Here is a 20329-nt window from a genome sequence, read left to right as displayed (position 1 = left end):
TTACTCATGACTGATACTGAATCCGACACAAAGGGAGATTCGAGCACGAGTAGTGACGTCCAGGAGGCGACCGGCGACGCCAACACTCCGATCAACGACGAGGTGATGGAGCTCATCGCAGCCGAGCGGGTCGATAAGACGATGCGCCAGACGCTGGCCGCCATCCTCGGCGAGAACATCCACGGCGGTGACGAGGACTTTTCGTACTACGACGTCTTCGAGTGGGACACCAACCCCGGTGTCGACCAGTTCTACACCCTCGCGCTGCGGAACCCGTACGCGTTCGCCGTCACGTTCCTTCCCGCCTCGACGTCCTGGCGTGACCCGCCGGAGATCGTTGACGACGCGGAGTCGGACGATGACGACGGCCAGACCGACTTCGAGGCGGAGATCGAGGAGTTCGAGCGCGACCTCCGTATTTGGAACTACGGCAAGCGGGCGGACAAACTCGCCGGCATCGGCCAGTACGGCATCCTCGTCCTCCAGTTCGACGACATTAACAAACCGAGTGAGTTCGAGAACCCTGTCGTCAATCCCTCGGGTCTGAAAGGACTACGGCCGTTCTCGGAGGCGTCGGTCGAGGACATCAAACTCGGTGGGCCAACATCGGATCGCTGGGGAAAGCCAGTCAAATACAAGCTCGATCTCACTGACGAGGAGGACGACGAGTCAGACACGACGGAGTCAGAGGGCCCTGACTCGATCTGGGCCCATCACTCCCGCGTAATCCACATTCCCAGCGGCGGGCTCCTAGACGACCAGATCCGGGGGACGCCCCGCCAGCAGCCTGTCTATAACAACCTCATCGATATCGAACGGACGCTCGGCGCCGCGGGGCAGCTCGTCTACCGAGCTGCGGCGTGGGGCATCAACATCAACATCGACAAGGATTTCGCCCTCGAGGACAACAAAGACGAACTCCGTGAACACCTCCACCGCTGGGAGGTCGGCCTCGAGAACGTTCTCCGGACGCACGGTGCTGCCGACGTCCAGAGTCTGGGTGGGGAGGACATCGATCCGCAGCCGGTGATCGACCCGAACATCGAGGCGATCTCTTCCCAGCCCTACATGCCACCCCAGTCGGTGCTGAAGGGGAACGAAACGGGCGAGCGGGCGACCACGCAGGACCTCAAGGACTGGTACGGAGAGTTGGGTGAGCGCCGGCGGACGTACATCACGCCGACGATCGTGCGGGCGCTGATCGACCGCCTCATCAAGTACAGCATCCTCACACCACCCAGCAAAGGGCCGTCAGCCTACTCGGTCGAGTGGACGCCACTGGCCGAGATGTCCGAGAAGGACGAGGCCGATATCCAGCACACTCGAGCGCAGGCGCTAAACGAGTGGACAGGCGGGATGCCCGAGGCGATGCTCACCCGCCAGCAGCAGGCTGACTACATCGAGGATGGCGACCTTCCCTCAGAGTTCGACGAGGTTGCCGACGACGTCCAGGAGCTCGAGGAGGAGGCCGCGGCTGCCGCGACCGCCCGCTCAGTCGAGGAGATGACCAGCGGGGACGGGTATGCCGTCGCAGACGGCGGCGAGGGGGTCGACGATTAGTAGCACGCACCGGCACCGACACACCCTGACGGCGCAGAACTACGCCCTCGAGGAGGCAGGTCGGTCGGACCCGACGTCGACGACGACCGTCCAACGTGCGTACGCCCGGTTCCTCCGCGGCCGGGTCGGCAGCCTGAACTCGGACGTCCGGCAGCTCCTCGTCGACGAGGACGCACTCGGGCTCGCCTCGGGTGACGGGGGGCGGTGGGCGGGCCTCTCCCCGGCCGAGACCGCTCGCCGGTTCGACGAGTGGATGGAGCGCGCCATCCAGGCCGAGGTGCTCGATCCACACGACAGCCGGAAGGTCCGCGACTGGTTCGAGCGTGCCTCGAAGCAGGCACTTCGGACGGCGAACGGCGAGCTCCGACGGTTCGGCGTCGACGTCGACCCCGCGGAGAACATCCTCGAACAGGACGTCGTCCAGGAGTCGGTCGATCTCCAGCAGGAGGACGCTCGCCAACGCGTCGCCTCATGGATGGACGACTACCGGACGGACGCGCGCTCCCTGGTGACCGCGGGCGTCACTGGCGAGATCGCGAAATCCGCTCTCGCCTCCGACATCTCGGAGCGGGCGCAGGTGTACAAGAGCCACACGACGGCGACGGCGTCGGGGCGGGTCGTCAACCAATACAACACGACGAAGCTCACCGCGTACGACCGCGTCGACGCCGACGTCGAACTCGACGTCGAGGCGGAGTTCCGGACGGCGGGCGACAACCGCGTCTGTTCGCTCTGCCAGGGACTCTCGGGGACGTACACGCTCGAGGAGGCCCAGCAGCTCACGATCCCGGACGACACCCACAACCTGTGTCGGTGTCAGTGGATCGTGACCGACGTCCAGGAGTTGTTCTAAGCACGTCTGATCGGCCCGGGCCGATGACCCCCGTACGACACCCACCGCCCGAGCGGTGAGGGGCGAGGATCCGGGCCGACTTCTACCGATGACAGAGGACAATCACGACTTGCGGGTGTCGGCTCGGACATGCCGGCTAACCGCAGGTTCGACAGACACAGCCGACGGTACCGAGTACCGTTTCGGTGGCATCACCGTCGCAGCAGGCGACGTTCTCCACATGGACGACGGCACGCGCGTCCTCATGACGGATGAGGAACTCCGCGCTGCCGCCGAAACACAGACCGACGAACCGCTTACCAAGGACCACCCCGAGGACGAGACAGGTCGGCCGAAGTACCCTCCTGACGTCGACGAGACGTTCGGGAAGGTCTCGAAGTCGGGGTGGATCGAAGACCAGCAGGCCGTCGCCTATGAGGCGATGACGCACGACCAGGCTGTCGCGACCGGCGTGCAGGCCGGGAGCTACGACGTCTCCGTGCACCCGTTCTTCAACACGGAACCCTACGACGGGCCCGAGGCGGACGTCACTGCGACCGACATTCGGTTCGGTGACCTGTCCGTCGTCTCGAAAGGGGACAGCCCCAGCGCGACCGCGGAGTGGGGCCCGAACGAGGCACTCGCCTCGTGGACCGCCGAGACCGACATCGGCGCCGAGCTGACGGCATCGGCTGATGGGGCCGGCGACGGAGGCGGCAGACAGAGCCTCATCAGCAGCACCGTTCGCGGAACGCTCGAGGCGCTCGGCCTCACGGCGGACGCGGTCGACCCGGACAGCATCGACACCGGAAACGAAGGGGCGGAATCCTCTGCGAACCCACAGACACCCAACATGAGTGACAACCCTATCGAGACGCTCGTCGACGAGCACGGCTTCGAGGAGGATTCGCTCGAGAACATGTCCGACGAGGACCTCGAGCGACTCTCGAAGCAGTTCGACGGCGACAGCACCGACACGACCGGCGGCTCCGGCGATGGAGGCGACGGTCAGACAACGACCAACGGCGGCGACGGCGGAAGCGACACCGACGGCACCACGCTCGCCGACATGACCGTCGACGACCTCGCGGACGGCCTGCAGGAGCGCGGGTTCGTCACCGAAGACAACGCGGACGAGGTCGTCGCCCAGGCCAACAAGCAGACGGAGAAGAGTCAGAAGGTCGAGGAAATCATCGCCAAGAGCGACGACTTCGACGACGACGACCGGCAGGAGCTCCTCGCTTCCTCGTCGAAGGTCATCGACCGCGAGTTTGAGCGCGTTCGTGGTGCGGCCGCCGCCACCCTCCCCGGGACGGCGGGCAGTCTCACTGCAGCCGCACCCGGGAACAGCGACTCGGACAACGACGTGGACGCCTACGGAACGGGCGTCCAGGAGGACTGATCTACCATGATCGCACAGAACCAGAGCGTTCTCGCACAGGTCAACGGCGGAGAGAGTTACGTCGACGGCGACGCAGACGAGGCGATCGAGCCCGGCCAGGGCGTCATCTGGTACCGCAACTCCGACGGCGAGAAACAGGTGAAGCTCGCTGGAGCCGACGCGGACACAAAGCGCGTCGCTCGCGAGCAGCGGAACCCGCCGCGGAGCCTCGGCTCCGTCGGGGACTCGCCGCTTGACGACCCAAGCGCATCGGGCGACACAGTCGAGACAGTCGGCTTCCGGCGCTACGACCGCGCCCGACTCCGCCACGACGGCAACATCGCGACGCCCGGCAACTTCGAAGACGCCGAGGTGGGCTGGGACGCGAACGGCTACATCACCGACACGCCGACGACCGCGATCGGCCGTGGCATCGAAGTGATCGACCGATCCAGCGGTGACGACTTCGTCATCGTGGAGTTCTACTAACATGAATACTGCAAACGTATCGGCGCCGGAGGTTTCGGCGCCCAAGGACGTGGAGAATCGCATCCCGCTGACAGCACAGGCGGCGCTCTTCAACCCGGTGCCGGCGATCCGAGAGAAGGCACTCAAGCAGCTTCGAGCGTCCTCTCCGTACACGCCGGACATGTGGGAGAGCCTCGACGAGGCGACGGGCGTCAAGAGCACGACGCCAACGGCCGAGCTGACGGCCGACTCGACGCTTGAGGTCGACTCGTGGGGTCAGTACGCGGACATGGTCCTCAACGAGCAGTTCGTGGAGTCCACGCTCGTCGACCAGATGATCGGCGCCGGCTTCGGTGTCCCCGCCAGCCTGGCGCGCTACGCCCACTTCAACCCGCTCAGTGGCGGGCGGATGGAGGCGGAGACGACGATGAACATGAGGACCCGCAGCGAGCAGGAGATGCCCGGGCACGGGCTCGACGGCGTCCCGCTCCCGCTCCACATCGTTACCTACCAGCTCGACGCTCGCGAGTTCCAGAACGCGCAGGCGTTCGGTGAGAGCTTCGACACGACCAACCCGAGGGAGGCACGGCGGGCACTCAACCGCTCCGAGCACAGCATGCTCTGGGACGGCTGGGGGCGCGACGTCCAGACCGAGCGGGGCCTCCTCTCGGTGGACGGTCTCGACTCGAGTTCGCCCGACGAGGTGCTCGCCGGGTCGGCCTCGAGCGGCTGGATCGCCGACGCCAACGAGATCCTCGCCGACGTCGACGAGCTGCACGACACGGTCGAGGACCAGACGGACGTCGTCGACACGGACGACGTTCCGCTGGTCTCCGAGGTCGGCGGCTGGGTGTTCGTCCCCCGCGCGATGTGGGGCGAGTTCACCCGCGAGGACTACGAGACGTCCGCCACGGACGAGCCGGTCATCGACCGCCTCGAGCGGAAGTACCCGTACCTCAACTTCACGCCGGCGCCGCGGCTGGACTCGGACAGCCTCATCATGCTGCTCGACGACCCGCGGTACTTCCAGATCGTGAACGCGCAGGGCGTCACGAACACCAGCTGGGAGTCCGACGGCGGGGCCGCGCTGAACAACCGTCTGCTGTCGAGCCGGACGCCGTTCCTCCGGACCCAGCCCGACGGCATCGCTGGCGTGGCCCGGCTCACCGGGATCAACGCCTGATCGCCATGAGTGACGACAGTCGAAACACGGACCCCGTCCGCGTGCAGGTGGTCGGACGGCAGTTCCGACACGACGGCGAGGAGTACCACACGGGTGACGAGCTCGAAGTTCCGGAGTGGGTCCTCGACGGCTACCCCGGGCGGATCGAGCCCGTCGCGGAACCGGAGCCGGAACCCACGGCCGAAACAGAACCCGACGACGGTGATGGCGTCGACGACGATGGTGCCGACGGAGAGGAAGGCGGCGAGGACGAGATCGTGGTCGACCCGGACCCGTCGGATCTGTCCGTCGAGGAGCTCAGTGAGCGGATCGCCGACGTCGACGACGTCGAGCTGCTGGCCGCGATCCAGGACGCTGAGGAAGAAGGCGAGGACCGGACTACGGCCATCGATGCCCTCGAGAAGCGGATCGCGGAGCTGGAGGGGTGACTCGTGACCGACTTCGAGTACGAGGATTCGGGCGACAACTGCGTCGTCTGCAACAGCAAACTCGAGCCTGACAGGTACATCTGTACGACCTGCACGCTCGCCAACCGGTTCGGCGGTCCTGCCAAACTAGCGGGGTGCTAATCCATGGCCGACTACCGGAGCAGCGTCGACGACGTCCGCGCAGAACTTGAGCGGACGGACTTCCCGACCGCCCAGCTGTCGGACCCGCAGATCGAGACCGTGGGCCTCGACCCGGCACACCTGGTCGTCGAGGAGGACCTCGCCGACACCGGTCAGTCCGACGACCGGCTCGCGCTGATCGAGCGGTACCTCGCCGGGCACAACATCCTCGCGTCCGGGATCGATGACCTCCGGCAGACGACGCGGGAGAGTACGGACCGCGAATCGAAGACCTACGCCGGCGACTTCGGCGAGGCGATGCGGTCGACGACGCTCGGTCAGAAGGCGATCTCGATGGACCAGTCCGGCACGCTCGCTGACGCGGCGAAACCGACGGCTTCGATCACCGTTCCGGACACGTCCGGAGGGCACTGAGCATGGCGGACCGACCGCACATCTACCGCGTGATGCGGACGTGTCGCTACGGTGGCGGCGAGCTCCGCGGTACCGGCGAGTTGTGGATCGACCCGCCAGCCGGCGCAGTCGACGGCCTCGGTCGACACCTGGAGCGGCTCGACGAGGACGGCCGCCTCCCGCGTGACGAGCTCGGGACGATGCCGTACCAGACGCTTCAGCAGCTCGCCGCCGCTGGCGACATCGACGACGTCGACGGAAACAGCGAGGCGGAGGCGATCGTCGACGCCTACGCGCTCGACGACGAGGATGACGATGGCTGACGCTCCTGAACGTCCACAGGTCGACATCATGGCTGGCGAGGTGTCGGTTGTCGTCACCGGACACGAGGACGACTCGCTCGACGACGTTCGTGAGGCTGCGAAGGAGACCTTTGAGCAGGTCGTCGAAACGTCGGTGGAGAACCGCGATAACGACCTCCGGATCTGACCATGCGCGGCACCCTCACTCACCTCATCACGGTCGAGCACTACCAGGAGACTGGCGAGACCGTCGACGACGGCGCCGGCGGCACGATCCCAGTCGAGGAGTGGGTCGCCGTCGTTGACGGCGTCCCCGGGCGGTACGAGCCGGCTGGACAGGGTTACGTCCGCGAGGATCAGGGTGGCCGTGTTTACTCGACGCCGCGGGTCTTCCTCCCGGCGCGCTCCGCCGGCGACATGGTCGACACCTCGGATGAAGGCGAGCCCGCTGACCACGAGTACGACGTCGCCGTCGACGAGGGCGACGACTGGCGACTCACGATCGACGGGATCGACGGGACATTCGCCGTGACTGATGTGGACGTCCACTACGAGGGGCCTGAGCGTCCGAGCCACGTGGTCATCGAAGTCGAGAAGATCGACCCGGAGGATAGCTGATGGACTCCGATTTCGAGTGGCTCGGTTCCGGGCCGGCCGGGATGATCGATGACCTGCTCAACTTCGAGGAGATCCTTATCGAGGAGATCTCGGAAGAGGCGGAGGATCTCGCGGACTCGCTGCTCGACGATACTCAGGACCTCGCGCCGGTCGACACTGGAGAACTCCGCGACTCGTACGAACGCGAGATCGAAGAGGTGCTCGAGGCGATCATCGAGGTCCGAGTCGTCACCCGCGTCGAACACGCTCCCTACCAAGAGTTCATGGACATCGGCACACCACACGTCGGGCCCGCACTTGAGAAAAACAAGAGCACGTTCGAGGACGCTGCCGAGAGAGCTTGGAACAGCGCCGTCCGGAGGATCTCGTGACTCGGAACACCGGGAGCGGACAGCTCCGGAACGCCATCCTCGAAGACCTCCGCACGCACCAGCCGTTGCTGGATGCGCTTGATCTGAGCGGTCTGTCCGACGTGGTCGGCCCGGCAGACCCGACACGGCAGATCTACAGCCAGCAGACGCTCCAGGAGACCGACTACCCCGTCGGCGTCGCCATGGGGGTGATGCGTGGTGGAGGCGGTGTCTCGACGTCCTCGTCGACGAGTGCCGATTTCGTCGTCCAGGGGGCGATCGTCGCTCGACTTGGCTGGCGGCAGGCCATCGACAACGATCCATCCCTCGGGCTCTCCGAGTCCTACATGGACCACATCCTGAGCCTCGTCGGAGAGCGTGCGAACATCGCGTTCGGCGTCCCATACCTCCAGGCCAACGGGCCGGTAGGCGGCTCAGAGATGCTGGAGTCTGACGACGGCGGCCAGTGGTCGCTCCCCGCACGGTGGAGCGTCACTCGGACGGTCGTTGGTGACGACGGCCCGCGAGCATAGCCCGCTAACTATCCGATTCAACACGATACTACAAACTCATGAGTGCAACTGACAGTTACGACGCGACAGAAACGCTCTCCGGGGCCTGGACCGACGTCTCCGTCGTTCAGGAACCCGGAGCGACCGGAGAAACCGAGACGTTCCTCGTCCGAACTGCGGGAGACATCACGATCACGCCGAACACGAATCAGTGGGAGAGCGAACCGAACGCCTCTCGCCACCGGGAGTCCGGCACAGAACACGTCGACTACACGATCGAGATCCCTCTCGACCACGATGCAGGGACCGACTTGGAAGAGCTCGGCGTCATCGACTCCGAGGATGCAACCCGGATCTTCAATGAGGTCCACGACGCCGTCCGTCTCTACGTGTTCAAGGACCGCGAGGACGCCGACGGGGAGGAAGTCATCCAGCGCGAGGCAGCCCGCGTCCGCGTCGAGGAGACCGAAGAGGAGTTCGCCAGCGGAGATCCGGCGAATGCGACCATCACGCTGCGTGTGATGGGTGAGATCAAGCACGAGTTCTCCACGGCGGCCTGAACATGTCTGGAGCAGCAACGAACGGAACGACGGAGCACTTCGACCGCTTCGACAATGCAGATGCCGCCCGCGACTACGTCGACCAGCGCGCCCGCGAGCAGCAGGAACGGAAGGAAGAGGCAGTGGAGGTCTACGGAGCCGCTCGAGAGCTGTTCCTCAACCGGTACCGAGACTCATTCTCCGTCGAGCGTCACGGGACGGAGATCGAGTTCTACCGGCCGGTTGGTGCAAACGCTGACCTAGGGAACTTCGAGGACCGCGAACTCGCACAGCGCCTCAAGCACGGTGCCGAGCTACTCGCGGAAGTTGAGCAGCGCCGGCTCGAGACCATCCGTGGCCTGCAGTCCAACGACGTCGACCTCGAGGCACTCTACGACGACGCTCTCGAAGGCACGGAGCTGATGCGGAAGGTACTGTCGGCGCACGCCGTCGACGAATCGTTCCGCGACCCGGACGTCTGGACCGCCATCTTCCGGGATGACGACACCATCGGCGAGGTGTTCGACGATTTTTCGACCGAAGGGGCGGCGGAGGAGCAGCAGCAGAAGCTCGCCGCGTTGCAGAGCATGATGTCGGACGACGACTCGGACAGCTGAAGGAGTTCTATGGCATCGGTCCGCGGGAATTCTACGGCATGCCCAACTGGGAGCAAACGTTTTGGATGACTCGCCTGAACGAACGACAACAGGCGTTTACACGATGACCCACAACACCGCCCCCTGTTCGGAGTGCCACGAGGAGATCTCGACTGAGGCAAAGAAATGTCCACACTGTGACCATAGTGGTTTTCGGCAGGCCTACGCAGGCCCGCTTTTCGTTACGATGTTCGGGGCACTCCTCTCAATATTAGTCATCACGGCGATCATCGGAATCCCACTGATGATCGGAGGGATCGTGTGGGGTATCTTGGTCTACCGAAATGGCCCTCATGTCGCGGCTAATCTCGAGGCGTCGCCTAGCGAGTAACCACTCCTCCTTCGGATTCACGCATACCGCCGAGAGGCACGAGCAGCAGCATTCATAATGGCTTTCAGCACACTCACAGGCGCGATTCGGGTAGACGCATCTGGCGTCTCCGAGGGCGTCGATACCGCCGAACAGGAGATTGACTCGCTCACCGGCCGGATGCAGTCCGCCGGAAAGTCGATGAAACGCACAGGCGCCGCGATGACCGCCGGGATCACGGCGCCCCTGCTCGCGATGGGAGGCGTAGCGGCTCGTCAGTCGGCGAACTTTGACCAGGCGATGCAGAAGTCCATCGCGGTGATGGGAGATGTCTCGGACTCGATGCGCGAGGACCTCGAGGAGACGGCTCGCGAGGTCGCGACCGCGACGACGATGTCTCACCAGCAGGCGGCCGACTCCTACTACTTCCTCGCCAGCGCCGGCCTTGACGCCGCCGAATCGATGGAGGCGATGCCAAAAGTCGCCTCGTTCGCAGAGGCTGGGCAGATGGACATGGCCGAGGCGACGGACGTCGCGACGAACGTCATGTCCGCGTTCGGCTACGAGGCCAGCCAAATGACCGAAGTGACGGACACGTTGACTGCGACCGTCACCAGCCACAATCAGACGATGGAGGGCATGAGCACGGCGATGAGCCGCGTCGCACCGACGGCTGCCGGGATGGGTATCGAGATCGAGGAGGCTGCCGCCGCAATCGGGTTGCTGGGCGACGTCGGGATTCAAGGCGAGCGCGCAGGAACCTCGCTTAACCGGGCGCTGACCGTTCTCTCGAACCCAACTGGGCGAGCTGCGGAGACGATCGAAAAACTTGGTGTGAGCATCCGCGACTCGAACGGCGACCTCCGATCCATCACGGAGATCATGGGTGACTTTGAGGCAGCCGGCGCCGACACCGCCGACATGGCTGCGATCTTCGGGAGTGAGGCCGGACCGGCGATGGCTTCGCTCCTCCAGCAGGGGAGCGGCGCTCTCGAGGAGAGCACGACGAGATTAAAGGAGGCTGAAGGGGCGACCCAAGATGTCGCCCAGACACAGCGAAAGACACTGAACGCGGAGCTCCAGATCATGCGGTCGAATCTCGAGGACGCCGGCGTCGCGATCGGGGCGAACCTCCTCCCGATGTTGTCGACGTTGTCGGGGTACGTGAGCCAAGCAGGGAGCTACTTCGCCGGCCTCTCCGACAAGCAACAGAACGTGGCGATCGCGACCGCGGGCGTCGCCGCAGCGGCGGGTCCATTGCTACTGGCTGGTGGGACGCTACTTACGATGCTTCCTGCGATGGCGTCAGGATTCGCGATGGTTTCGGCGGCATCGCTCCCCGTAACCGGCCCCATCCTCGCGATCGTCGCCGCGGTCGGGCTTCTGGGTGCGGCGTTTGCGACCGACTTCATGGGGATCCGTGGGATGACGATGGATGCGGTCGGGGTCGTGACGGATAACCTCGACCTGCTCAAGAACGGCCTGCTGGCAGCGATCGGCCCGGTCGGCTGGATGTACAAAGCGTGGGAGATGAACTTCCTCGGGATCCAGAATCGGACGCAGCAGGCAAAGGACCTGGTCCTGAACAACCTCGATCTGGTGAAGGCGGCGTTCCTCGCACTGATGGGGCCGATCGGATGGGCCGTACTCGCCTACCAGAAGAATATCGGAGGGTTCGGCGACGCTATGGACGAGCAGGTTGACCGGGTCGTGTCGGGGGTCAACTGGATAGTGAAACGGATCACCGAGATCCCCCAGGAGCTTCAGGACCTCATCGATCGGATCCCCGGCGTCGACGGCGAGGAGGTTGCGGACAAGCTCTTCCCCCCGAAACCTGCGGAGAAGCGGGCGGAAGAAACGGGCAAGTCCGTTGCCGAGGCGGCTGATGATGGTGTCTCCCAACAGACAGCATCGTTGAGTAGTAAGGAGAAGCAGCTACTCTCGGGCGGGAGGGATCCACACAGCGTCGGGGAAGATGCTGGGTCGGAAATAGCGAAGGGCGCAAAGTCTGGCGTCGAGGACGAACTTTCCAACGGGCCGATCAAAGGCGAGATGACGCCCGAGATCCGCGCCGCGCTCGAAGAGGGCGTGAACGGCTACGTCTCCGACCCCGACGAGATCGAGGACGCGCCTACCGAGATCAACGAGGACCTGTATGAGGCAGTCCGTGACGGCTCAGGAGTGGCGACCGCGGAGACTCTCGGCGTCTCTGAGAAAGAGTTCGCAACCCTCCTTCAGCGGTTCGAAGGTGGTGGCGCCGCAGGGCCAGCAGCGACCGCGGCCACTGGAGGGAGCGGCACATCGACGAGCAGCGCAGGAGGAGGAAGCGGAACAGGAACGGGTTCGACCGGCCTCTCAGCATCCGAGTTCAAGACGGCCCTCCGGGAGGTACTTGATGGGTTCCGGCTGGAGACACGACTCGAAACGGATCAGCGTGGTCTCGAACAGTGGATCGAAGACATCGCTGAGGCACAGCTGACCGAGGCTGCTAGTGGAGGACGGCCGTGATGATCCAGCTATTTCAAATGGAACTTCCCGACAATACGCTCGAGATATCGCCGCGATCGGGTGGCCATGAGACAGCGACTGCGTCGGTCCTCAACGGCGAAACCTACGTCGAATCGACGGGAGTGAGTTCACAATCATTCGACATCAGTGTACGGTTCGATGGCGACCGCCGGGCGACATGGAAAGCGGCCGCGCTGGAGATGCTCGGGACAAACCCTGCGCTCGGGGTGCTCCCACTCGGCGGCAGTACGCACGTCGGCGTCGACGGCTACTACGTCCCAAGCTCGACGCGTCGAGCGCCGGGGTTCGCCGAGGCCCGCGAGGCCGATCTGGAGGCGACTGACGCGAGTGAGTCGCTGACGCTTACGCTTGAGCGAGCGGGGACGCGCAAGCAGCACTATCTGGCGTTAGTAACATCTCCCGGTCAGCCCGATCCGGGCCACCCGTTCGGGAACGACACCACCGGGATCGTCGGTATCCCCGCGGACGCCCGTCGCGTCAGGATCGTCGACTCGACGTCGTCTCCGACGGAGCGTGAGCGACCGACGCCGGTCGAAACTGTCGAGACGGCACACGGCGCTATCGACTTGTTCGACGCGACGAGCGAGGCGATCGACGAGCCGATCTACTTGTACGATCACGGATACGACCTCCAGGGCGACGTCGACCCAACCGTGTGGGATAGCCACGGAGAGGGCGGCCAGTACGATGTGGAGGGATCGCTCGCCTGGGGGCGTGTTTACAGCACGGGCTACGTCTTCGACGGCGAGATCGTCCTTGAGAACGGCCTGCTCCGCATCACCATCGACGAGCCGACGAACGCAGACGAGACGGCCAGCCTCGACGTCGAGGAGTACGACGCCGGCGCGGACAGCTGGTCCACGGTCGACCTCCCATCCTACGACGCGGATCTGGACACAGACTGGGAGCCCGCCGACGTCGACCTCACGCACATCGGGCAGGCCTCCGTGCGAGCGCAGATCGAGTTCGAGGCCGTCGCCGGCGACCAGGAGGGCGACATCTACGCCGTCGACGTGGAGCTGGAGCGCGGCCACTCCGAGCTCGAAGTGTGGCGACTCTCGGGCACGGGCGAGATCCCCACCGACTTGGAGGTGCTGCTCGACCCGATCGCGTCGACGAGCATCGTGGACAGTAGCGTCGAGCAGGGGCTCGTGGCGCGTGCGGAGGTGCGTCGCTGATGCCCACCGAGACATTCACCGCGGACGCCGATTACACCATTCCCTCAACCGCGAAGAACATCCGGATCGAAGCCCGCGGGGAACCGGGCGAAGACGGGGTCGGCGATAATCAATACGGGGATGGAGGCGGTGGGCAAGGCGGCGTGGCGGAGATAAACGCCGGTGACGCGCTCGCGGGGCAAACCGTGTACGTCCGCATGGGCTACGGCGGCGGTTCGGGCTATCAGGAATTCGACGTGGACTCCGGTAACGGCGGCGGTGCGGCGGACGTCAGGGTGGGAGGCACGTCGCTTAGCGACCGTGTTGTTGTTGGTGCCGGGGGCGGAGGGGGTGGTGCGAGTGGCGATAGTACCGCGTATAACGGCGGCAGCGGTGGCCCGGACACAGGGGGGAACGGAGGCGAATATCAGGGCGACGGCGGGCACGGGGGCACACAGTCCAGCGGTGGTACGGGCGGAGATGGCGACACGGACTCAAGGGACGGGAGCGACGGCTCGTTCGGCGCGGGCGGGAACGGGGGCAACTACGGTGGAAATTCTGCCGGCGGAGGAGGCGGGTCGGGTTGGTATGGAGGTGGCGGTGGTGGTGCCAGAGCGAACCCCGACTTCGCCGGCGGCGGCGGCGGCGGCTCGAACTACACCGACCCGTCGTACACCGAGGTAACCAACCAGCGCGGCGGGGAGGTGTCAGCCGCCAGCGTCACGATCACGTACGACCAGATACCGGAGACGCCGACCGGAGCGACGGCTGACGCGGACGGCGAGTCGACGATCGACGTCGGCTGGGACGCGGCCGACAGGGCCGACGGATACGAACTCTACCGGAGCCTGTCGTCGCCCGTTACGACGAACGACACGCTCGTCGTGGACACGGCCAGCACGTCGTACACGGACACGGGCTTACTGAACGGGCGCACGTACCACTACGCCGTTCTCTCGTACAACAACGCCGGCGACTCTGGGTTGTCCGGCGAAGCCGTGGCGACAACGGTCCTGCCCGCGCCGAGCGTGCCCGCCGTCTCGGACGTCGACGCCGACAGCGCGACATACGCTTGGGACGCGACTCACACCAACGGCGAGACACGCGTCGAGTACCGCGAGGATGGCGGCGAGTGGGCCGTCGCGGAGACCGTCGCGTTCGATACCGAGCAGGCGGCACCATCGAACCTACTCAACGGGCAGCTGTACGACGCCCGCGTCGTCGCGCAGACCTCGGACGCCGAGTCTCCTTCGACCGTCGAGGCATTCCAGACACTCCTTCCGGACGAGCCCCAGCAGCAACTCGATAACGGCGTCCTCGACGAGATCACCGTCAACCGCGACCCGTCGACGAACAACGGGATCGTCCGCTACCAGATCCGCGAGACCGGCGCATCGGCGTGGGACTCCTCGGCCGCGGGCTTCGCCGAGGAGACGGCCGGCTATGACGCCGACGTCGTCTTCACAGGGTTGCTCGACGGCGAAGAGTACGAGACGAGAGGCCGGACGGAGACGGACTACGCGACCGGTGCGTGGACCGAGCCACTGTCAATCATCACACGGTTCCCAGGAGCGGACGATCTAACCGCGACAAACACGACCACAACGAGCGTCACACTGGGCTGGACCGAATACGCAGATAACGAGGACGGACAGCTCGTCATCCGAGAGCGGCGCCTCAGTGATGGGTCATGGGGGCGCGAGCGGGAGCTGGCCGATGTCGGCGTCAACACGGAGACGTACACCGACGACACGGCCCAAGCCGACCGCGAGTACCGCTACCGGATTCGGTCGTACACCGCGTACGCCGAGGCGGACAGCAACACAGTCACGGTGTCGACGCCGGCGCTCGACGGCGTTCGTGACCGGCATATCCCGGTCACAGGCCCGTACGTCGAGATTGATACGACAGACCAGATAGAGCCACTCACGCCGACCGTCACCGATTACGACTGGTCGCCCAACGTCAACGAGCGGCCGTCTGTCAAAATCACCGTGCCCGAGTCCGACCGCTGGGAGGAGCTCAAGGGCCAGCCGATGCGCGTGTGGATCGACGGGACGCAGCTCCCGATCGACACGCTGGAGGGGACGCGCACGACGACCGGCGACCGTGGCTCCGCGACCGTCCTCGAGGCGAGCGGCGCGAGCCAGCTTGACCCGTACACGGACGACATCCAGTTCGAAGCGCGTGAGAACCACCTTGCCGGTGAGGAACTCATCGCGGAGTACACGGACTACGACGCTAACGTTGACGACCCGGCGACCGACACGCGGTCGGACGTGTTGATGCTCCAGGAGTCCGGGGTGGCGCTCGAAGAGCCCCTCGCCGACGCAATCGATCCGACGGATCCACTCGAAGTCCGCCAGATCGGCGGCATCCGCCGACTCCAGACGGGGTGGTTCGTCGAGGCCGAGGACGCAGAGACCAACCTCGGTGTGTACCTCGCGGACAACTATGGCGACGCTGGGGCGTGGTCCGGGGGGCAGGCCCTTCGGCTCAACAGCGTCGGCGACGAGTTCGAAGTGTCGATCAGCACTGACCACGAGATTCCGGAGGGCGAGCTCGTGTTCGATCTCTTGGAAGCCGTCGAGGGAGAAGCGCCTGCGTTCGACATTTCGTTCGACGGCGACGTCGTCGAGTCGATCCCGACTGGTGGGCTCAACTCCGACGCCGACCAGTTCGACCTTTCGTGGGGGCCGGAGTTCTTTCTCAACGAAGACGGAGCCGTCGCGCCCGGCTCACACACGGTGACCGTGACGGTGACGACCGAGACGGACGGCGATATGTGGGTCGACGCGACGCACATCCGTGACGATCGCGACTCGTTCGTCTTCGACGACACGCCCGAGAACGGCGTCGTCCAGGGGCCAGAGCAGTTCCCCGGCGTCATCCATGTCGTGTTCGACGATGTCGGGAGCGTCGAGCAGGTTATCGCGGGAGAGTTCACCGTCGAGATGTCCTCGACGGCCGGCGATCAAGCGGTCGCGATCAGCAACGACGAGGGGGCGAACTGGATCGAGGCGAGCAACAGCGAATCCGTCTCCGGCAGCTTCGCAGGGGCGACCCAGCAGATCCGCGCCCGGGTGACGCTCTCGGGGTATGCCGCCGACCCGTCGAGCTCTCCGGCGCGGGGTGATTCGGGACAGTCCGTCGACGAGATCGACCTCCGTGCCGACCTCGAGGACACGCCCGTCCTCTTGGACAAGCAGTACCGCGACCGGCTCTCGAACGTCCTCGCGGAAATCGCTGACGGCGGGCGGATGGTGTGGGAAGCGCGGCGCGACCCTGACGCCGATCCGAATGATGAGACTGGCATCATCATCGAATGGACGCAGATTGGCCAGCGGACGCGGGCGTCGACTGCGCCGACGACGAGTCTTGAGAAGCGGACGACGATCGAAGACACCTACGAGCGGGTCATCGTCTTTGGTCGCTCGAAGGACGTAGAGGGCTCGACGTTCGCGCAGTCCGGCGGGAGCACGCTCACGTCGATCGGCGACGAGTGGGTCGTGCCCGACTCCGAGCGTATCTACGACCCGGACACCGACGAGGTGTTCGAGCGTGGCGAGGACTACCGGATGCAGTGGGATGTCGGCGGTATCGAGATCCTCGACGGTGGCGATATGTCCACGGGGACGACCTACGCTGCCGACTACGAGTTCAAGTACCGCGGGGAGGCGACGACGCCCACGGTCGATCCCGCGGAAGCCCGGACGGTCGAGCGCACGATCTCGGGGGCAACCTCCGACCGCGAGTGCGACCAGCTGGCGTTGTCGATCCTCAAGGAAGTCCAAGACGCGCAGGTGGAGGCGACGATCACACTCGTCGAGCCGGCGCCGGACGTGTCGCTCGTTGAGGCGATCTCGCATCCCCGCCTTCCAGAGGGTGCCCAGGAGATCCGTGGCGTGGAGCGCTCGTCGACGGACGAGCGCGAGTACCGCCTCGCGAACCGGCAGACGGCCAGCGAGATCGTCGACGACCTGCGAGAGGACTACGAGTCGCTCGCGGATGTGGTGTGAGGAGTGTGATCGTCGACGGCATCTCTCGGCGCATAGTGGGGTGGGCGTCGCAACTCTAACAGATTGGTGGAGTTGCCCCAAGCAGTTCCAGCAGGCCACACAGGATCCCGCGAGCAACCCTAAAGAACCAGTAGTCAGCCGGTTCGCCGACTCCGAGCAGTACTGACGCGAGCATACCTGCCGTAACGCCCGCTCCGGTGTTAAAAGACCCTCCTGAGCCGCATACCGAGACCGATGATCGTCCGGCGGGCGCGGCGGGCGTGAGGAGCGAGCCAGCGGCCGCCTCTAATGGTGACACTACGCACCTGCAGCTACGTTCTCAGAGAACGCGACGCCGGGGGTGACGCCCGGCGCGCGTCGATCTGCCCGTCAGACACGAGGCAGGCACGGTCTACGGAGGGCAGATCGAAGAGCGGGAACGGGTCCGGTAGTGGGGGAACCCGTTCCCAGCAGGGACCATTGGTCCCTGGTGTGTGATGACGAGTCAATCACTGAATAGGTTTTGATCCGACTTCCGTTTGCCAACTATTACCAATGCTACACAACGTTTCCAACACCCTTAGACGCATCGTTAGCGAATCGCTCGCGTCGAATGTCACGCGGATTCGCCCGACTCGCGATGTGTCCAGCGCTCCGTTACTCGGAAAATCGGACAGTATTGCAGATCTCGGTGGGTATATACCTACAGTTCGGGATCTGACGGGTGTCGACAGCGGTGCAGCAATAAGTGCTGACGACGGCTGCAATCGAAGTCGGAGTCAAACTCGAACGTCTTGGTGTGACAAGCAACCGTTCGACTGCCCCTGTCGGCATTTGTCCTGCCATCCGTCAGCTGCCGAACCACAGTTAGCGTGCACCGCGCTCGTGACGGCTGCCGAGGGGCTGGACTCGTCAACGCTTCTTGGATAGAGCACGCGCCGCCGTCGCAGGTTCGAGCGCTCGCGTGTGGTCGTCCGTCGAGTCAGACGAGTATGCCAGTCCGATATTCGGTCGGCTGAAGTTCGCGAGCAGGCCGAGGAGGCCGACCCCGCAGGACCTCCGTGACGTGTTCGAGCTCGGCGAGGCGATCCGACACATGTGCCGGGAGGTCGGATACGACGTCTAGGCGACCACTTATGTTTCACCCGCTCGTTGCGCTCGCATGCGCGTTGAAGAGCCGGAGCCGATCATCCCGATGTTCGATCGCGACAACTACGAGCTCGCAGTGTATGTCCGGCGCGACCACTGGGGGAATTACAAGTGGCTCAAGGGCAGCATCGAGGCGATATGTGCTGCTGTCGGAATCGACGTCGCTAGCCCCCATCTCCAAGAGCTTACTAACCAGCTGCTCTCGTGGGCATCGGCTGCTGTCGGAATGCTCGAGATTCGGCTTACTCTCGTCGCACTGGCCATACACGCGTTGCGATCGCAAACACTCGTCAAAGGGTATCAGGTTGTCTCGACTCCCGGATGGCCCTACTCATTCCCGATAGTATTTGGCGAAGAGGGCTACGGAATTGAACTACTTGACTAGTCGATCCGCATGCTGACACAATGATACGGCTGATGAATCTTCGAATTACTGTGTCAACGAACTATACACAGATAGAAAAGCAGCGATAACGTCTCAATCCCCGCAAAACAGATTCTTAGGATACAACCACGATAAATACAGAGTTCACTCAACAACTCGTTGAATCGACCGCCGATGGCGGTCGACAGACGAGACTCTGGCCGCACTTAGAACGCTCGCCGCTACGGTTCCCAGCGGGGCACTACGATGCAGAGGGCTGGGACGCCGACGAGGGCGTCCGCTGGGTCGCGTCGCTGTACGCGAGTGATGATCGGTATGAGCCGAGTGATCGTGCGGTGGAGCTGGTCGGTGAGCCACGGCTCGGCGAGTAACGAGTGCGTCGGACAGACCAACTGATAAACGAATCAACTGATTGAGAAACTACTGGAATCCGCGGTGAGCAGTCTTCTGGCCAGCAGAGTCATCAACACCCTTTCCAGGAAGGTCTACACTCACGTTATACACATCTTCTAAGAATTGTTGCGGCATCATTGCCACGCTGATAATTGTCTGGCACGCTGCATCAAAATCAGACGGAGAAAAGTCAGACTCGTATGCGAACAACTTTTTTTGAGTCATAAATCCATGTGGTCCGTTCAGATCGTTTCTGATCTGGTAGCCACAGTTCGGGTCAGATAGCTGGTCCACAAGCTTGGTGTGAACTTTTTGTATTTGTTTATCGTCCCGCTGTTTGTTTAACTCTGCAATTCTCTCACGCACTTCCGTGATGTCCTCATTCGTGATATCAGCATCAATTTGGACCTCACCAGAGATGTCGCTGGGTAGCCTATTGATCTTCTCCTGTATTTTTTGTGCAGTAGCAGCGTTCGGTGTTACATCGTACTCATATTGAACTGTGAAAAAGTGAGAGCCGGGAGTGGAGTAGACGATGAGATTGTTCTCTCCATGTGAGCACACGAATCCCTCGATTTTCTCTCCATCCTCTGTTGTGTCGTCTATCTCATCGATCACATTTCTCCCAGACTTCTGAATGCAATCCAGAACCGTGGCTAATCCGTCTTGAATATCAGGTTCATTCGACATCAGATCAGTCTAAGATGCTCGAGGTGAACTCTTCAGAGACATCCATCGCGCTCTGAGAATACTCCTCTAAGACGTCCTCGCAGTTATCTTGAACTGAGTAGTCTCGATCTTTGTCGACCTCGACACTAACGGACCTCTTTTGATCGGTATTGATGTCAACCATGAGAACATGTTTACCCCCCAATCAGAAAACTGCTGTGGTGGACCTGGGTATTTATACAAGGACTACCGATTCCACCAGTCGTCGCCCCCTCGAACGCTGACGTCGACACTCGCGGTTACGCCGCACGAACAGTACGCTTCGATAGTAGTGCCCATGAATGACGCCCGGTACCAGCCGAGTGATCGTGCGGTT

At 63.8% G+C, this 20329-nt stretch carries 22 protein-coding genes; 20 read left to right on the top strand and 2 right to left on the bottom strand.

Annotated features, from left to right (window positions below):
• The first annotated feature begins 6 nt into the window (after positions 1 to 6).
• The 20 genes from ACFQEY_RS02555 to ACFQEY_RS02460 all read left to right on the top strand — a co-directional run bounded on the left by ACFQEY_RS02555 (position 7) and on the right by ACFQEY_RS02460 (position 18891).
• Positions 7 to 1560, top strand: coding sequence for an anti-CBASS protein Acb1 family protein (locus ACFQEY_RS02555; RefSeq protein WP_379764493.1), 1554 nt, complete (start codon positions 7 to 9; stop codon positions 1558 to 1560).
• Positions 1523 to 2413, top strand: coding sequence for a hypothetical protein (locus ACFQEY_RS02550; RefSeq protein ID WP_379764491.1), 891 nt, complete (start codon positions 1523 to 1525; stop codon positions 2411 to 2413). Before ACFQEY_RS02555 ends, ACFQEY_RS02550 begins: the two co-directional genes overlap by 38 nt.
• A 220-nt stretch (positions 2414 to 2633) precedes the next feature.
• Positions 2634 to 3794 (top strand): hypothetical protein, encoded by a 1161-nt coding sequence (locus ACFQEY_RS02545; RefSeq protein ID WP_379764489.1) that lies wholly within the window; start codon positions 2634 to 2636, stop codon positions 3792 to 3794.
• Between the two features lie 6 nt (positions 3795 to 3800).
• Positions 3801 to 4262, top strand: a complete 462-nt coding sequence (locus tag ACFQEY_RS02540; RefSeq protein WP_379764487.1) for a hypothetical protein — start codon at positions 3801 to 3803, stop codon at positions 4260 to 4262.
• Between the two features lie 49 nt (positions 4263 to 4311).
• Entirely contained in the window at positions 4312 to 5424 is a 1113-nt protein-coding gene (locus ACFQEY_RS02535; protein ID WP_379764485.1) for a bacteriocin, read from the top strand.
• Between the two features lie 5 nt (positions 5425 to 5429).
• Positions 5430 to 5852: a hypothetical protein gene (locus ACFQEY_RS02530; RefSeq protein WP_379764483.1), complete on the top strand. Its 423-nt coding sequence runs from the start codon at positions 5430 to 5432 to the stop codon at positions 5850 to 5852.
• A gap of 3 nt (positions 5853 to 5855) precedes the next feature.
• Positions 5856 to 5993, top strand: coding sequence for a hypothetical protein (locus tag ACFQEY_RS02525; protein WP_379764481.1), 138 nt, complete (start codon positions 5856 to 5858; stop codon positions 5991 to 5993).
• A gap of 3 nt (positions 5994 to 5996) precedes the next feature.
• Complete coding sequence (locus tag ACFQEY_RS02520; RefSeq protein WP_379764479.1) at positions 5997 to 6407, top strand: hypothetical protein; 411 nt, start codon at positions 5997 to 5999, stop codon at positions 6405 to 6407.
• 2 nt (positions 6408 to 6409) lie between these two features.
• Entirely contained in the window at positions 6410 to 6709 is a 300-nt protein-coding gene (locus ACFQEY_RS02515) for a hypothetical protein (protein WP_379764477.1), read from the top strand.
• Positions 6702 to 6875 (top strand): hypothetical protein, encoded by a 174-nt coding sequence (locus ACFQEY_RS02510; RefSeq protein ID WP_379764475.1) that lies wholly within the window; start codon positions 6702 to 6704, stop codon positions 6873 to 6875. The genes ACFQEY_RS02515 and ACFQEY_RS02510 overlap by 8 nt, the downstream gene beginning before the upstream one ends.
• 2 nt (positions 6876 to 6877) lie before the next feature.
• Positions 6878 to 7306, top strand: a complete 429-nt coding sequence (locus tag ACFQEY_RS02505) for a hypothetical protein (RefSeq protein ID WP_379764473.1) — start codon at positions 6878 to 6880, stop codon at positions 7304 to 7306.
• Positions 7306 to 7677: an HK97 gp10 family phage protein gene (locus ACFQEY_RS02500; RefSeq protein ID WP_379764471.1), complete on the top strand. Its 372-nt coding sequence runs from the start codon at positions 7306 to 7308 to the stop codon at positions 7675 to 7677. The genes ACFQEY_RS02505 and ACFQEY_RS02500 overlap by 1 nt, the downstream gene beginning before the upstream one ends.
• The gene (locus tag ACFQEY_RS02495) at positions 7674 to 8189 is read left to right on the top strand and encodes a hypothetical protein (RefSeq protein WP_379764470.1); all 516 of its coding nucleotides are present in this window, start codon (positions 7674 to 7676) and stop codon (positions 8187 to 8189) included. The genes ACFQEY_RS02500 and ACFQEY_RS02495 overlap by 4 nt, the downstream gene beginning before the upstream one ends.
• A gap of 38 nt (positions 8190 to 8227) precedes the next feature.
• Positions 8228 to 8728 carry a hypothetical protein gene (locus tag ACFQEY_RS02490; protein WP_379764468.1) on the top strand — a complete coding sequence of 167 codons (501 nt, stop codon included), beginning with the start codon at positions 8228 to 8230 and terminating at the stop codon, positions 8726 to 8728.
• 2 nt (positions 8729 to 8730) lie between these two features.
• A complete protein-coding gene (locus ACFQEY_RS02485) occupies positions 8731 to 9324 on the top strand; it encodes a hypothetical protein (RefSeq protein ID WP_379764466.1) in 594 nt (197 codons plus the stop codon).
• 427 nt (positions 9325 to 9751) lie between these two features.
• The gene (locus ACFQEY_RS02480) at positions 9752 to 12181 is read left to right on the top strand and encodes a phage tail tape measure protein (RefSeq protein WP_379764464.1); all 2430 of its coding nucleotides are present in this window, start codon (positions 9752 to 9754) and stop codon (positions 12179 to 12181) included.
• 17 nt (positions 12182 to 12198) lie between these two features.
• Entirely contained in the window at positions 12199 to 13380 is a 1182-nt protein-coding gene (locus ACFQEY_RS02475) for a hypothetical protein (protein WP_379764462.1), read from the top strand.
• The gene (locus ACFQEY_RS02470) at positions 13380 to 17378 is read left to right on the top strand and encodes a fibronectin type III domain-containing protein (protein WP_379764460.1); all 3999 of its coding nucleotides are present in this window, start codon (positions 13380 to 13382) and stop codon (positions 17376 to 17378) included. The genes ACFQEY_RS02475 and ACFQEY_RS02470 overlap by 1 nt, the downstream gene beginning before the upstream one ends.
• 901 nt (positions 17379 to 18279) lie before the next feature.
• Positions 18280 to 18483 (top strand): hypothetical protein, encoded by a 204-nt coding sequence (locus ACFQEY_RS02465; protein WP_379764458.1) that lies wholly within the window; start codon positions 18280 to 18282, stop codon positions 18481 to 18483.
• A gap of 36 nt (positions 18484 to 18519) precedes the next feature.
• The gene (locus tag ACFQEY_RS02460; RefSeq protein ID WP_379764456.1) at positions 18520 to 18891 is read left to right on the top strand and encodes a hypothetical protein; all 372 of its coding nucleotides are present in this window, start codon (positions 18520 to 18522) and stop codon (positions 18889 to 18891) included.
• A 420-nt stretch (positions 18892 to 19311) separates the two neighbouring features.
• Here ACFQEY_RS02460 and ACFQEY_RS02455 read toward each other — a convergent pair whose 3' ends face one another.
• Both ACFQEY_RS02455 and ACFQEY_RS02450 read right to left on the bottom strand, forming a co-directional pair.
• Positions 19312 to 19974 (bottom strand): hypothetical protein, encoded by a 663-nt coding sequence (locus tag ACFQEY_RS02455; RefSeq protein ID WP_379764454.1) that lies wholly within the window; start codon positions 19972 to 19974, stop codon positions 19312 to 19314.
• Positions 19975 to 19978: 4 nt separating this feature from the next.
• Entirely contained in the window at positions 19979 to 20137 is a 159-nt protein-coding gene (locus ACFQEY_RS02450) for a hypothetical protein (RefSeq protein ID WP_379764452.1), read from the bottom strand.
• Positions 20138 to 20329 lie beyond the last annotated feature (192 nt).

Origin of the sequence: Halorubrum trueperi, assembly GCF_042662525.1 — an archaeon.
Taxonomy (GTDB): domain Archaea; phylum Halobacteriota; class Halobacteria; order Halobacteriales; family Haloferacaceae; genus Halorubrum; species Halorubrum trueperi.
The sequence above is the reverse complement of the archived record's forward strand: the minus strand, read 5'-3'. Positions and strand labels throughout refer to the sequence as shown.